This window comes from Pseudogemmobacter sp. W21_MBD1_M6 (assembly GCF_052119585.1).
In the GTDB taxonomy this organism is placed as follows: domain Bacteria; phylum Pseudomonadota; class Alphaproteobacteria; order Rhodobacterales; family Rhodobacteraceae; genus JBGQOJ01.
Genome location: NZ_JBGQOJ010000008.1, coordinates 1 through 14022, shown reverse-complemented (window position 1 = coordinate 14022; position 14022 = coordinate 1). Strand labels below are relative to the sequence as shown.

Annotated in this window: 16 protein-coding genes and 1 pseudogene; 8 read left to right on the top strand and 9 right to left on the bottom strand. The window is 56.1% G+C overall.

Translation table 11 applies throughout. The features are described 5' to 3' along the window. Window positions 1–21: 21 nt before the first annotated feature. The 3 genes from ACEN2R_RS10245 to ACEN2R_RS10235 form a co-directional block, all read right to left on the bottom strand. Window positions 22–285: an IS1096 element passenger TnpR family protein gene (locus tag ACEN2R_RS10245; RefSeq protein WP_442041856.1), complete on the bottom strand. Its 264-nt coding sequence runs from the start codon at window positions 283–285 to the stop codon at window positions 22–24. Window positions 286–366: 81 nt separating this feature from the next. Next, on the bottom strand, window positions 367–912 hold the full coding sequence (locus ACEN2R_RS10240; RefSeq protein ID WP_442041855.1) for a YaeQ family protein: 546 nt from the start codon (window positions 910–912) through the stop codon (window positions 367–369). A 331-nt stretch (window positions 913–1243) separates the two neighbouring features. Beyond that, the gene (locus tag ACEN2R_RS10235; RefSeq protein ID WP_442041853.1) at window positions 1244–2260 is read right to left on the bottom strand and encodes a LacI family DNA-binding transcriptional regulator; all 1017 of its coding nucleotides are present in this window, start codon (window positions 2258–2260) and stop codon (window positions 1244–1246) included. A 90-nt stretch (window positions 2261–2350) separates the two neighbouring features. Here ACEN2R_RS10235 and ACEN2R_RS10230 point away from each other — a divergent pair, with 90 nt between their 5' ends. The 3 genes and pseudogenes from ACEN2R_RS10230 (at window position 2351) to ACEN2R_RS10220 (ending at window position 5433) form a co-directional block, all read left to right on the top strand. Then, window positions 2351–3514: a phytanoyl-CoA dioxygenase family protein gene (locus ACEN2R_RS10230; RefSeq protein WP_442041851.1), complete on the top strand. Its 1164-nt coding sequence runs from the start codon at window positions 2351–2353 to the stop codon at window positions 3512–3514. 15 nt (window positions 3515–3529) lie between these two features. Continuing rightward, window positions 3530–4342 carry an SDR family oxidoreductase gene (locus ACEN2R_RS10225; protein ID WP_442041849.1) on the top strand — a complete coding sequence of 271 codons (813 nt, stop codon included), beginning with the start codon at window positions 3530–3532 and terminating at the stop codon, window positions 4340–4342. 493 nt (window positions 4343–4835) lie between these two features. Continuing rightward, window positions 4836–5433: pseudogene (locus ACEN2R_RS10220) on the top strand (LysE family translocator). Window positions 5434–5676: 243 nt separating this feature from the next. On the opposite strand, the gene ACEN2R_RS10215 reads toward ACEN2R_RS10220, so the two are convergent. Next, window positions 5677–6099: a Fur family transcriptional regulator gene (locus ACEN2R_RS10215; protein ID WP_442041847.1), complete on the bottom strand. Its 423-nt coding sequence runs from the start codon at window positions 6097–6099 to the stop codon at window positions 5677–5679. A 131-nt stretch (window positions 6100–6230) separates the two neighbouring features. Here ACEN2R_RS10215 and ACEN2R_RS10210 point away from each other — a divergent pair, with 131 nt between their 5' ends. From ACEN2R_RS10210 to ACEN2R_RS10195, 4 genes are all read left to right on the top strand, one after another. Continuing rightward, on the top strand, window positions 6231–7133 hold the full coding sequence (locus ACEN2R_RS10210) for a metal ABC transporter substrate-binding protein (protein ID WP_442041845.1): 903 nt from the start codon (window positions 6231–6233) through the stop codon (window positions 7131–7133). A gap of 93 nt (window positions 7134–7226) precedes the next feature. Further along, window positions 7227–8111: a manganese/iron ABC transporter ATP-binding protein gene (locus tag ACEN2R_RS10205; RefSeq protein WP_442041843.1), complete on the top strand. Its 885-nt coding sequence runs from the start codon at window positions 7227–7229 to the stop codon at window positions 8109–8111. Beyond that, on the top strand, window positions 8108–8992 hold the full coding sequence (locus tag ACEN2R_RS10200; RefSeq protein WP_442041841.1) for a metal ABC transporter permease: 885 nt from the start codon (window positions 8108–8110) through the stop codon (window positions 8990–8992). The genes ACEN2R_RS10205 and ACEN2R_RS10200 overlap by 4 nt, the downstream gene beginning before the upstream one ends. Continuing rightward, on the top strand, window positions 8992–9849 hold the full coding sequence (locus ACEN2R_RS10195; protein WP_442041839.1) for a metal ABC transporter permease: 858 nt from the start codon (window positions 8992–8994) through the stop codon (window positions 9847–9849). Before ACEN2R_RS10200 ends, ACEN2R_RS10195 begins: the two co-directional genes overlap by 1 nt. A 125-nt stretch (window positions 9850–9974) precedes the next feature. Here the strand turns inward: ACEN2R_RS10195 and ACEN2R_RS10190 are convergent, their stop codons facing one another. Continuing rightward, entirely contained in the window at window positions 9975–10631 is a 657-nt protein-coding gene (locus ACEN2R_RS10190) for a GntR family transcriptional regulator (RefSeq protein WP_442041837.1), read from the bottom strand. 171 nt (window positions 10632–10802) lie between these two features. Between ACEN2R_RS10190 and ACEN2R_RS10185 the strand changes: the two genes are divergently transcribed. Then, window positions 10803–12245 carry an NCS1 family nucleobase:cation symporter-1 gene (locus ACEN2R_RS10185; RefSeq protein WP_442041835.1) on the top strand — a complete coding sequence of 481 codons (1443 nt, stop codon included), beginning with the start codon at window positions 10803–10805 and terminating at the stop codon, window positions 12243–12245. Window positions 12246–12360: 115 nt separating this feature from the next. Here the strand turns inward: ACEN2R_RS10185 and ACEN2R_RS10180 are convergent, their stop codons facing one another. From ACEN2R_RS10180 to ACEN2R_RS10165, 4 genes are all read right to left on the bottom strand, one after another. Then, window positions 12361–12882 carry an ABC transporter substrate-binding protein gene (locus ACEN2R_RS10180; RefSeq protein WP_442041833.1) on the bottom strand — a complete coding sequence of 174 codons (522 nt, stop codon included), beginning with the start codon at window positions 12880–12882 and terminating at the stop codon, window positions 12361–12363. Further along, entirely contained in the window at window positions 12807–13154 is a 348-nt protein-coding gene (locus ACEN2R_RS10175; protein WP_442041831.1) for a hypothetical protein, read from the bottom strand. Before ACEN2R_RS10175 ends, ACEN2R_RS10180 begins: the two co-directional genes overlap by 76 nt. 190 nt (window positions 13155–13344) lie before the next feature. Next, window positions 13345–13551, bottom strand: coding sequence for a hypothetical protein (locus ACEN2R_RS10170; RefSeq protein WP_442041829.1), 207 nt, complete (start codon window positions 13549–13551; stop codon window positions 13345–13347). A gap of 138 nt (window positions 13552–13689) precedes the next feature. Further along, window positions 13690–14022, bottom strand: a 333-nt coding sequence (locus ACEN2R_RS10165) for an integrase core domain-containing protein (protein WP_442041827.1), incomplete at its 5' end; no start/stop codon positions are given.

The window sequence follows — 14022 nt, the reverse complement described above, 5'->3', positions numbered from 1 at the left end:
CTGTAGCAAGCCGTCGATCATTCAATGGTACCTTGCCTCAATTTCAAGCGCGCTGCTGGCTGCGTCGGCAGCGAAATTGCGAATGGTTATTTGAAAGCCAATGCCCCCTCCCCGGCACCGAAGGTAATCTACCCTGGCATGGGGCCATCCGCTACGGTCGATAGCTGCCTCATCAGGATCGAACTGTCGCCCATACCATTCCAGCATGTCGGCATGGGCTTCGTGTTTCGGGTCAGCCATGGCTTCGAGGAAGTCAGCATAACCAGGGAACCGGCGCTTCTGCATCTTAGCCCGCTTCATCTGGTTGACTGGCGTGCCGCCATGGGCGGAGGTCTTTGGGTTGGTGCCGCAGCGGGCACCCGTGAATTACGCAGCACTTTTCCATTTTAGCGGGGTAACGTAAACGATGCTGTCGCCGACACTGACCATCACTTCGCCGTCCTGAATATTGACCTGGAGCCTCATCGCGCGGCTTGCCAGTTTTGCCAGTGCGCCCGTGTCGGTCTCGGAGAAATTTATCACTTGAAGATTTTCAAAACGGGTGGTGCTGTTTTTGATCTTGTCCCACCATATCTCGGCCGTCTTGCCGCCATAAGGATAGACAATCACCTTATCGGCTTTGCCACAGGATTGACGCAACACCTTCTCGCTGGGAAGCCCCAAGGCCACCCAGACATCAAGTTCGCCGCTTAGGCTTCTTTGCCAAATGTCTGGCTCATCATCCGTTGAAAGGCCCTTTGTCATTTCCAGATGCTCATGGGCATTGAGCGCAAAAGCGACGATGCGCACCATCAGCCGTTCATCCGTCTCTGAGGGATGCTTTGCAAGGGTCAGTTTATGGGTCTCATAATAGTGACGATCCATGTCAGAGACGGACAGTTCAACTTTATAAATTGTGGCATTCTGCGCCATGATTTTTCCCAAAACATCAAAGATTGGGATGCCTACTGCGTCTGGTGACCTTGCGAAAGCAGATAAAGGTGTCACCGCTGTAGTGGGTCGAGCAGGTGTCGGCGGCTTTATCTGCCCAAACTTGGGCGTCTCCACCTCCCCGGACATCGGTCGGTGCGAAGAAAACTTGCGCGATGGGCAAAATCAGCCGACTTTACCGTCAGGCCGTCGACGACTTGGCGTAAGTCAGCAAATAGCGAAGTTCAGGTGGGTGACCTCATGACAACGGCCAAAACCGTTCTTTTGTGCGCGACGCTTGCGCTGATTGCCACGGCTCCCGTCGCGGGTGCCGTCATGCCAACACAATCGGACATGCGATGCTGATCTCGGTGTCTTCGATTTGGGTATCGAGGTCGATCAGCCGGTAGTGCTTGCTGAAATGCAGTGATACGCGGCGGGCATCTTGGCGGAAGCTGTGATGGATCACGAAACTGACCTGTCCTGACTTCAGCAGGTCGGTGTTGGTCCGGTCAAGGTCGTGAGCGGCAAACACGTTGATCGGCCGTCCGACCGCCGCAAAGGCATCAAGGATGGCAAGATTGCCGCCGCCAATCGAATAGACGCAAGAGATATCGGAATGATCCTCGAGCGCCTGCCCTATCAGCGCCCGCGTGGGCCGGTTCACGCCAAATCCCTCAGAAACGGTGGTCATCGCCAGATGGGGTCTCTTCTGTGCAAGATAGGTGGCAAAGCCGGTGCGGCGCGCGTCTTCGCCTTCGAACTTTTGGCTCGACATGGTGATCAACACGCGTGACGCATCCGGCGGAGCCATCCTGCTGAGCAAATAGGCGGCAGTTGCCCCGGCGCGGGCGTTCTGCATGCCGACATAAGCCAGGCGCAAGGAGGCGGCGACATCGGTCACATAGGTGACGACCGGGATCTTGCGGGCAACCAGATCGGCAAGGCAGGCTTCGATCCGTGGCGTGGCGGGCACCTTCAGCACGATGCCTTGGGTGCCACGCCGTGCAATGGCCCGCAAAAGAGCAATGATTTCAGGCTCGTCCATGACTTCTGCCAGATGAAATCTGGCGCGAAAGGTTGCAGGGCGCGTCAGGGGCAACTCCGCCTCGAATGCGGCGCGGACAACCGAGGAAAACCGGTCCGGCGCTTGCATGACAATGTCGATCGTGACCCGCGTCTGGCGCAGCTGGCTCGTGGTATATTGCCGTTCAAGCTCCTGCTCGGCGGCACGCACCCTTTCGCGCGTCAGCGCCCGCACATGATCGCGGCCATGCAAAACCCGGTCGACCGTCGCAAGACTAAGCCCTGCCTGATGCGCGATTTCCTTGATGGTGAATCTGGATGCCATAGTGATACTTGAGGTGTTTTTGAGGTGAAAAGCAACTATCCGGACATGCATTTGTTGGTCAATGATAGGCCAACCCCGGAGGAGGCCCCCATGAACATCCAGACGCCTAAATCACAGCGCGCACCAATTTGGCTAACGGCTGACAGCGGCGATTTCGAGACTTTTCGCCAGATTGTCAGCCAGCAGGCCAACCCCGCCGACACCCCGCATGCCGCCGAGATTGTGCGCAACATCCCGATCTATGACGGGGTGCAGGTGGATGCCGCCGCCACCGATCCGGCCAGCCGCCAGGCCCTGATGGAGGAATGGGCGCATGTCTTTGCGCAGGGCGCAGGCATCATCGTGATCCGTCAGGGTGTGCCGGACCACGCCCTGATTGACCGTGCGAGCGTGGTCTTTGAGCAGATCATCGCATCAGAAAAGCAGGTCGCCAAAGGTGGCGGCGACCACTTTGCCAAGCCGGGCGCGAATGATCGCATCTGGAATTCGCTGGAAAAGCACTGTCTTGCCGATCCGGCCAACTTTGCCGCCTATTTCAGCGCAAATAGCATCGCCATGGCGTCAGAAGCCTGGCTTGGGCCAGCCTATCAGATGACGGCGCAGGTCAACCGGGTGAACCCCGGCGGCGCGGCACAGGTTCCGCACCGCGATTATCACCTTGGTTTCATGTCCGCGGACCGGATGGCGCAATTCCCCGCCCATATTCATGCCGTGTCGCCAACGCTGACGCTTCAGGGGGCGGTTGCCCATTGCGACATGCCGGTGGAAACCGGGCCGACCATGCTGCTGCCCTTCTCGCAGCGGTTCTTTGAGGGCTATCTGGCCTTTTCGCGCCCCGAGTTTCAGGCCTGTTTTTCCGAGAACTATGTGCAGTTACCCTTGAACAAGGGCGATGTGGTGTTCTTCAATCCGGCGGTGATGCATGGCGCGGGCACAAACCATACACCGGACCGGTTTCGCATGGTAAATCTGTTGCAGGCATCATCAGCCTTTGGGCGTGCGATGGAAACAGTGAACCGCACCCGCATGGTGAAGGCGCTTTATCCAGTGCTGAAGGCGACGGATACGAACGTGGCGAATGTGGTTGCGGCCGTGGCTGAGGGCTATCCCTTCCCAACCAATCTGGACAGTAACCCGCCCATCGGGGGAATCGCGCCCAAAACGCAGGCCGACTATCTGCGCGAAGCCTTGGCGCAGGGTCAAAGCGAAGCAGAGTTCTTTGCCCTGCTGGACGCGCTTGATCAAAAGAACTAGTCATAGGGTGTTGTGATGAACCGAATTGACGGAAAAATTGCAGTTATTACCGGCGGCACACAGGGTTTGGGTGCCGCTATTGCGCGTCTGTTTGCAAAGGCAGGTGCCGCTGGGATCGCCATAGTGGGCCGCGATCAGGCCAAAGGCGAGGCAGTGGCGCGCCAGATCACCGAATCCAGTGGCGTGCCTGTGCTGATGATTGCCGCCGATCTGGCTGAAATAGCAGACGTCAGATGTATTGTGGCCACCGCTGATGCGCACTTCGGTCGCATCGATATTCTGGTGAACGCGGCAGGGCTGACGGACCGTGGCAATCTTTTGAACACCCCGCCAGAGCTGTTCGACAAGATCTTTGCCGTCAACGTCCGTGCGCCGTTCTTTCTGATGCAGGACGCGGTAAAATCCATGGCTCGGGCGGGTGTCGATGGCCGCATTGTGAACATCGGCTCCACCTCTGAACGCGCAGGACAGCCGTTCCTTGCCGCTTATTCCGCCTCCAAGGGCGCGCTGGCCACGCTGACGCGAAATTCAGGCTTTGCTCTGATGCGTAACCGGGTGCGGGTCAACCAGCTGGATATCGGATGGATGCTGTCGGACCATGAAAAGGCGATTCAGATGGCAGAGACGGGTGATCCGCGTTGGCAGGCCAAGGCTGAGGCAGGTCTACCGTTTGGGCGACTGCTAGACCCTGAAGAAGTAGCCAAAGCGGTGCTTTGGATGGTGTCGGACGACAGCGGCATGATGACTGGCGCAGTTATTCATTTCGACCAATCGGTCTGGGGTGGGTATGATGGTCAAGCCCCCGCTCCTGCCGTTCTGCTCGAATAGCCTACCGCACTGCAATTCAGAATGGCGGTGACTGCAGAATGCTGCGATTGCACTTCGGACCTTCTCAATCCGATAACAGGAGCTATCTGTCTGACCTATACGTCCCCGCCCTACGCCGTCGTTTTCTCGAAGATAAAGCCCACGCTTGCGGCCGTATTCGCCCAGATCAGCCTCATTGAGCGCCGCCGTTTCCAGCACCGCCGCGAACTTGTCGCTCGACGACCAGCCTTCGGGCCCAGCGTCGAAATCGGGCAGAAGCTGCCCTTTGCCGCGCGCCTCAGCCCGCCACTTGTGCAGCGTCGCCTCGGAAATCCCTTCCGCCTGCGACAGCTGCCGAATGGCCATCCCGCCGCCGTGATCGCGAATGCCGGATTCTTGCGTTGTCCCCCTTTCGGCAAAAAATGGACCTATCTTTTGAGGCTCGCCAGTTTATATCTTCCTTGGATATTTAACAGACTTGGCTTTGCGCCAATCACATTCGATTGGACCAACAATGGATGCGTTTCTCTTCTTAGGATTTCTAACCGCCACTCTCCTGATTGTTGTGACGCCGGGCCCGTCGGTTGCTCTTGCGTCATCACAAGCCGTTCGCTTCGGTCCTAAAGCGGCGGCGATCACTGTTGCTGGGGATGCGCTCGGATCAGTGGTTCATATTCTGGTTGCCGTGGCAAGTTTGCGGACCCTGATTGCGATGTCGGAGATTGTCTTGCCTTACCTCCAAATCGCAGGGGGCGTCTTCATTCTGTATTTGGCAGTGAAATCCCTTCGGAGCACAAAGCATACTGACGAAGCCATTTTCTGCAAACTTCTTTGCCTGTGTGACCAACCCCAAAGCCATTATTTTCTTCGTCGCACTCTTTCCCGGATTTATCTCGCCCGAACACAACGCCGGACTGCAATCTTTGATTTATGGCGCGATTTTCGTGTCGCTGGATGCGGCTTTTATCTTTGGGTACTCGCTCATTGCGATGCATACATTCAGGCGCACAGTGGCGCGGCGCATTCGCATCGAAACCCTTAGCGGGCTGGGCCTGTTTGCGATTGGTGTTTTGTTTATATTCAAAGGTTACAAGGCGTTACCGTCAAATTGAATGGTTTCTCCGCTTGGCTTGATAGGCCGCTCATATGGTTTTTCAAAACGGAATGCTATTACAGCATAGCCGTTGCGAATATAGAGCCGATGCGCGTCAGCGCGTTGAACGGCTGATTCAAATGCTGCCCTTGCTTAAGCATTTAGAAAGCCTTCATCTGAGCCGACATTCGACACCCTCCAGAATTCACTTGTCTATTTCCCGAAAGCCGCCGTTCGAACAGAGCGCAGCATTTTTATTGCCTCAGGTTCTTTTGAGTTTCCGCACCCTAAGCACAGAATGTTGGCTGAGGATTTCGTAGCCAAGCTCAACAGTCAGACGTAATCGCAGGTTTGCCAATTCTTCGGAGGCCAACTCAACCACCTCGCCCGTATCGACATCGACAAGATGATCGTGATCAGTGTCGGACGCCATTTCAAACCGCGCGGGACCATCGTCAACTGCGACGCGCTGCACAATCCCCACATCCGAAAGCGTGGCGAGCGCGCGGTAGACGGTAGCGAACGACACGCTGCTATCCAGCCGTTTGACCCGGGCGAAGACGTCTTCGGCACTTGGGTGATCGTCGCTTTGGGCAAGCGCCGAAATGATTGTCCGGCGTTGTTGGGTTACGCGCATGCCCGCGTCGCGCAACATGCCATCTATCTCGTCAAGATGAGCGCTCATGCTATGCTCCCACAAAGGTGTAGGATTTCATAATCAATCAAAAGCCCAATTGCAAATAGTCCTCAATAGCACTAGACAGTTACGAATGATTTGCATTTACAACTGAGGCAGCCGACTCAAGGGAGCACCAAATGCTATCTCGATTCCTCAAAACGACATCGATCACGGCAGTCGCAGCGATCTTTGCAACCGGCGCCTATGCCGACGACAAAATGAAAGTTGTCACGACGTTCACGGTTCTTGCCGATATGGCGGCCAATGTCGCCGGCGATGCCGCCGATGTGGTGTCCATCACCAAGCCAGGCGCTGAAATTCATGGCTATGAACCGACGCCGCAAGATATCGTGCGCGCCTCCGACGCAGATCTGATCCTTTGGAACGGAATGAACCTTGAGCTTTGGTTCGAACAATTCCTGTCCAACATGAAGGACGTGCCATCCGTAACGCTCACCGACGGGATCGATCCGATCCCGATTACAACCGGAAGCTACGAAGGTAAACCCAATCCACATGCCTGGATGGGCTTGGATAATGCGCTGATTTACATCGACAATATCGTTGAAGCATTTACGGAACATGACCCCGAAAATGCGGCAAATTACGCAAAGAATGCAGGTGCCTACAAAGACAAGCTTCGGGCGACTATTGACCCGCTGCGGGCCGCAATTGCGTCTATTCCCGAAGATCGCCGTTGGTTGGTGACCTGCGAAGGGGCGTTTAGCTATCTCGCCCGTGATTTAGGCATGAAGGAGCTTTACCTCTGGCCGATGAACGCCGACCAGATTGGTACGCCCCAGCAGGTTCGAGCCGTAATTGACGGCGTACGCGCCAACGACATTCCAGTTGTTTTCTGTGAAAGCACGGTAAATACGGCCCCCGCAGAACAGGTCGCGCGCGAAACGGGCGCGAGTTACGGCGGAGTGCTCTATGTTGACAGCCTGAGCGAGCCGGATGGCGAAGTACCTACCTATCTTGACCTTCTCAGGATCACGTCCAGCACAGTTGCAAACGGGTTGACCTCGGCGATGAACTAACGCGTTCTACAAGCAGACAAACAGACCTGCGGCAGCATTGGCGTCGGTCGCTTGCACTAACAAAGTGGTGGCTTTCTGGCCAAAGGAAACAATATGCACGATGAGCCAGATAGCCGATTCAGCGCCGACAGTGCGGGGATCACTGCGCAGGATGTGACGGTTACCTATCGAAACGGTCATACCGCCCTTTGGAATGCCAGCTTCGAGGTGCCACGCGGCACCGTGACGGCGCTGGTTGGTGTGAATGGGTCGGGCAAATCGACCCTTTTCAAAGCAATCATGGGGTTTGTCCCGGCCGCCAAGGGCAATATCAAAATCCTGGGCCTCGATGTGCGAGAGGCATTGGCCAAAAACCTGGTGGCTTATGTTCCGCAATCCGAAGATGTCGACTGGGCATTCCCGGTTCTGGTCGAAGATGTCGTCATGATGGGCCGCTATGGCCACATGGGATTTCTGCGTCGGCCAAAGACGGCGGATCATGCAGCGGTGGACGAAGCGCTTCGCCGAGTCAACATGCAGGATTTCAGGGATCGTCAGATTGGAGAGCTGTCCGGCGGGCAACGCAAACGTGTGTTTCTGGCCCGGTCTCTGGCGCAGGACGCACAGGTGATCTTACTCGACGAACCCTTCACGGGTGTGGACGTCAAAACCGAAGAACAGATCATCGTTCTGCTGCGCGAATTGCGTGAGGAAGGCCGCGTCATGTTGGTCTCGACGCACAATCTTGGGTCGGTTCCGGAATTTTGTGACCGTACCATTCTGGTGAAAGGCACGGTGCTGAGCCACGGCCCGACGGACACCACATTTACCCGCGAAAACCTCGAAGTGGCGTTTGGCGGTGTGCTACGCCACTTCACGTTGGGCGGCGACGCACTGCACGATGACGAAGACGCCCGCTCGGTTACGATCTTCACCGATGATGAACGCCCTCTTGTGCAATACGGCGACAAGACCCAACGCACGGATCGCACGCCATGATCGACTACATGCTGGAGCCTTTTGCCTACGGGTACATGACGAACGCCATGTGGGTGTCCGCCCTGGTGGGCGGGGTGTGCGCCTTCTTGTCGGCCTACTTGATGCTGAAAGGCTGGTCATTGATCGGTGACGCATTGTCCCATTCGGTCGTGCCGGGCGTGGCCGGCGCCTACATTCTCGGCCTGCCATTCGCCTTGGGCGCATTCATAGCAGGGGGGCTTGCTGCGGGCGCGATGTTGTTTTTGTCCGAGCGATCCGGACTGAAGGTCGATGTGATCATCGGCATGATTTTTACGTCTTTCTTTGGGTTGGGGCTGTTCATTGTATCCGTCAACCCGATGTCCGTTTCGATACAGACCATTACCATGGGCAATATCCTGGCCATCACGCCAGAAGACACATTGCAATTGGCGATTATTGGATTTGTATCCTTGGCGATATTGCTGACCAAATGGAAAGATCTGATGGTCACGTTTTTCGATGAAAACCACGCACGGACCATTGGTCTGCGCCCCGGGCTTCTTAAGGCGATCTTTTTCATCCTGTTATCGGCGTCGGTGGTTGCGGCCATGCAAACTGTGGGGGCGTTTCTGGTGATTGCCTTGGTGGTGACGCCGGGTGCGACAGCCTATCTGCTGTGCGACCGCTTTCCCCGTCTGATTATGGTCTCGGTTGCGATCGGCGCAATGACCAGTTTTTTCGGGGCCTATATCAGCTATTTTCTGGATGGCGCGACCGGTGGCATCATCGTGACATTGCAAACCACGATCTTTCTGATCGCGTTCGTATTTGCGCCCAAACACGGGCTGCTCGCCGCTAAGCGAAAGGCGAAAAAAGCCTTGGCACGCGGGCACGGCGCGCCTGCTGCGGAGGTCAAGTGATGGACATTGAAGCCCTGATGTTGCCGTTTCAGTTCGCGTTCATGCAGAATGCCTTCCTGATCTCAATCATCGTTTCGATTCCGACCGCTCTTTTGTCCTGCTTTCTGGTCATGAAGGGGTGGGCCCTGATGGGTGACGCCGTCAGCCACGCGGTGCTGCCGGGCATCGTTCTTGCCTATATCCTCGGTCTGCCCCTGATCCTGGGGGCCTTTGCCGCCGGCATGACCTGTGCAATCGCGACCGGTTATTTGGCCAGCAACAGTCGCGTGAAAGAGGACACGGTGATGGGCGTTGTGTTCTCGGGAATGTTCGGTGTGGGCATCGTTTTATATGTCTCGATTGAAACGAATGCGCATCTCGACCACATCCTTTTTGGCAACATGCTTGGCGTCGAGTCGCATGAGCTTTGGACGGCGGGGATCATTTCGGCTGGCGTGAGTCTGATGCTGGTACTGAAATGGAAAGACTGGCTCCTGCATAGCTTTGATCCCGCACAGGCCCGCGCGTCGGGCCTTTGGGTCAACTGGCTACACTACGGGTTACTGGCGGCACTTTCATTGACGATCGTTGCAACACTGACGGCTGCGGGCCTTATCCTCGCCATCGGGTTGCTGATAGCGCCCGGTGCGATTGCATTCCTGATCGTGCGAAAGTTCTCGACCATGCTTTGGGTATCGGTTCTGGTCTGCATGACATCCATGTTGCTGGGAACTTATGCCAGTTTCTTTCTGGACAGCGCGCCCGCACCGACCATTATTCTTTTCCTGTCGGCTTTGTTCATCATCGCGTTTGTCAGGCGGCAGATGCTGACCCGTCGCACGTCTATGCAGCACGCCGAAGAGCCACTCGGTTCATAGCGCTTACATGCAAAGACCATCGGGGCTCAGGTAAGCACCAATAAACGAGCGGCAGGTGTCATGTCATGGGGTCGGCCACAAAAGCCATGCTTTCTGTAAGGGCGACGACCAATCCCTTACGGATGTCAGGCAACGCCCCACCAACGCTGGGTCTGTTGGCAGTGATATCGGATTGCGTGCTCAGCGGCACCGATGTCACGGTCTTCGACGGCATCAATGATTGAAAGGTGCTCTTCCATTGCAGATACAATCCGGTCTTGAACAAACGGGCGCGCATTCTGGATGATTGCAATGCGTATCCGGTTGGCGTCATAGGCGGACGCCAACTGGAGATTGGCCAGCCCCTCGACCAGATAGTTGTGTAAGGCCAAGTCAACCTCAATGGCCTTTGGCGGAAGGTCATTTCCCGCGCCATTATGGGCCGCGTGCAACATCTCATTGTGCTGCGCCCGCAGGGACTTCAATTCCGAGAATGCACCGTTAGCGATCCGCCGTCGCGCGCCTTCCATGTCCAACACCATCCGAAAATCAAGGCAGTCCCGAATGGTTTCGGGGCGCGCCTCCATGACTTTGACGCCGCGTTTCGGCAATGTGGACACCAAACCCAGTGCGCTGGCCTGTTTCACAGCCTCGCGAATAGCCGCAATCGGACAATCAAGAATGTCGACCAGTTGCGACATCGAGAGGAACTGGCCGTCGCGCAGTTTTCCCGTTCGAAGCGCAGCCCAAAGCGCGCGTTGAGCTTTATCTGCTGATAGTGTGCCTTCAACATGCTCACTCATTCATTCACCCCGTAGCGACATTTTCAATTAAATCCGTAAAGTGCTTATTGATATATTTTATAGTATATCATCTAAAATAGCTATTAACATGTTAGTTGCAAGTTCAATTTGTGCAGACATCTGCAGAGAATCGAAATTCTACCGCGAGTATGCGGATACAGGGAGGAAGAAATGGCTTCAATTGATGGCACGCATGTCGCGCATGGCGGAACGATGGACCCGGCGGGAAACATACTCAATCCAGCCGGTGCCGATGAAAAAACCTGGGGATGGTTCGCCATCTTCAACATCTGGGCAAACGATATACAGTCGCTCTTTGGGTATTCCCTTGTGGCGTCGCTGTTCATTTCGTTCGGCGTCGGTGGATGGACCGCATTCGCTGCTTTGATCACGGCAGCGTTTTTTGTCATGTGGATGGTCAACTTGTCTGGTGCTGCGGGTGAAAAATATGGCATCCCCTATCCGGTCTTCGCCCGCGCGAGCCTTGGAACCCAAGGTGCAAAGCTCCCTGCCATTCTTCGCGCAATTGTGGCGGTGTTCTGGTACGGCGTTCAGGTCTATTTTGCCTCGACGGCGGTGGCCCTGCTGATCCGTTCAATCACAGGTGCAAGCGGAGGAGCGGAAATTCTCGGCCTTTCAGGTATCGACTGGATTTCCTTCATAATTGTCTGGGGATTTCACATCGTTATCTTCTGGCGTGGCATGAATTGGGTTGAAACTTTCCTGAACATTGCCGGCCCCTTTGTGTATCTGGTTATGATCGGCCTTCTGGTTGTGCTTTGGCAGCGCTCTGATGGCCAGCTACTTTCGGCCACAGCGACGATCTTTGCCAATCCCGAAGGCACGGCTTGGACCGAGTTCAAAGGGTTCATTGCCATCGTCGGCACAATGGTCGCCTATTTCGCCGCCGTCATGATCAACTTCAGCGACTTCTCGCGCTATGCCAAGGACAAGCGGACAATGAAATTGGGCAACCTGGCCGGTCTGCCTATCAACATGATTTTGTTCTCGGCACTGGCGCTTCTGACGACCGGCGGTGCAGCAGTGGTCTATGGCGAGGCAATCATCAACCCGACCGAGATTATCGAACGTACCGACAGCGTGCTTCTGGGAGTTATCGGCGCGATTACCTTTTTCGCGGCAACGGTCGGGATCAACCTGGTCGCCAACTTTGTCCCGGCGGTCAACGGCATCGCTAATTTGTCACCGGAAAAGATCAGCTTTCGTATGGCCGGTTTGATCACATCACTGTTTGCCTTGGTGATCGGCGGCTTGTGGGTCAGCTTCATCAGTCAGGCCGGGATCAGTGGATTTGTGAACACGCTTGGCGCGGTGCTCGCACCAATCTTCGGCATCATGATCGTCGACTACTATGCCCACCGTAAAGAGCAGCTAAACGAAGCTGATCTCTACAATATGGAGAGCGGGATTTATCACTATGACAACGGCTGGAACAGCGTCGCGGTCAAGGCGTTCGGCGTCGCGGCGATCTTCTCTGTCGCGACCGTCTGGATTCCGTGGTTCGCAATATTGTCCGGCTTCAACTGGGTGATTGGCGCACTCCTTGGCGGCGCTATCTATCACGTGTTGGCGAAGAACCACGTGAAGGTTTAACAATGGTTTGGCCGGTGGAGCCTTGCGGCTTCGCCGGCCAGAAGCGGCCCCTGAAACCGCGCCAAGAGACATGATAGATGGCACATCAATGCCACCTGTCATTCCGCGTCAATCTTCAGTCTGCCTGCGCCAGATACGCGTTGGTAAACCAGTTCGACACATCGGGCATGACATCAAGCGGTCTGCCGTCTTCGCCGCGCATGATACCGGCCTCAAACAGAAACCCGGTGATGTTGGCGAACATTGCGTCGTCGATCAGGCCGACAGGTTCGTCGGGGTCTTGCAGATAGCCGCCATCGACCAAGGCCGCCATCGAGGCCCGTACCAGATCGGGATTCGTCAGCATGCCTGCCGTTTCTGCAATCAGAATCTCTGCGGCCTCTTGGGGGTTACGGGTCGCAAAATCATAGCCGCGCTGCGCGGCCTGCACAAAGGCGAGGGCGGTCTCGGGGTTCTGCGCAAGCCATTTGCCATTGCCCCCAAGGAAGGTCGTATGCTGGTCTGGAACGCCATAATCGGCATAGCGGAACGCGCGCTGGGGACGATCCAGAAGAACAGAGTTCACGCCTTCCCATGTGCTGACCTCGAGCGTGAAATCAACGCTGCCGTTGAGGCCGGTGCGAGACCGCTGGGACACTCCAGCACCAGACCGACCTCATCGAGGGTCAGGCGCCCAGAAGAGCCGCCTTTGGCCGTCCGTGCCGGTGCCGTCAGATCGATGCTACACCTTTGGGCCAAGGTCATGTTGTCAGCCGAGCCATAGTGGGAATCGGCCAACAACACTTTCGGCGCGAGCGAACGATCAGCAAGATCGTCCAGTGCATCTGGCAGCCAGTGTCCGTCATGCACCGTCATCTTGTGAACCGCCACATGGGTGATCAGATCGGGCGACAGAGGGGGCCGTTTCATGCGCAGGGTCATCATCCTCGGCGTAGGTTTCAACGATCTGCGCCATATAGCCCAAACCCCTGTGCGCATTGTAACTGGCATCCGGATCGGCCGGGTACTGATGCCGTCGCAAGGCATATCCCCTGGTTTGCGCGGGGTGGCAATTGCCGGGGGCATATCGCCCTCCTCTTCTTCCGTAACCTCGAACTGCTCATGCAGAACCTGAACCAGCAACGCATATCCGGATGATATAGCCATCGATCAGCGCATGCAGCGCGGGATGAAACCGCGCAAGTTCGCGCGCGAGTTTCGAAATGGTCTCAACGACGATCCCGAGCCACGTCAAACTGCGCATGGCCAAACGCAGCGTGGTCGAGTCCATACGCTGGCGACTGGTGTCAACGGAAAAGGCACGCACAAGGCGATCCGTCACACGGCGAAACAGAACCTAATCGAGCCTTTAGGCGAAAAAAATACGGCGATAATTCCTCAAAGGCTTCTCGCAGAAATAACAATCTGAATCGCTCCGAGTTTATCGGAGACCTATAGCTTCATTTCACGCGACCATATCGAACACGTCGCGCTGTGCATAGTAATTGTCTTCGGCCTCTGCTGGCGGGATGTTTCCGATGGGTCCAAGCAGGCGCCGGTTGTTGAACCAGTCGACCCAGCCGAAGGTGGCCATTTCCAGATCCTGCATGTTGCGCCATGGGCCCTGGCGGTGAACCAGCTCGGTTTTGTAGAGACCGTTCATGGTTTCCGCGAGGGCGTTGTCGTAGCTGTCACCAACGCTGCCGACCGATGGTTCGATGCCAGCTTCGGCCAAACGCTCGGTGTATCGAATGGACAAATATTGCCCGCCGCGGTCCGAGTGATGGATCAATCCGCC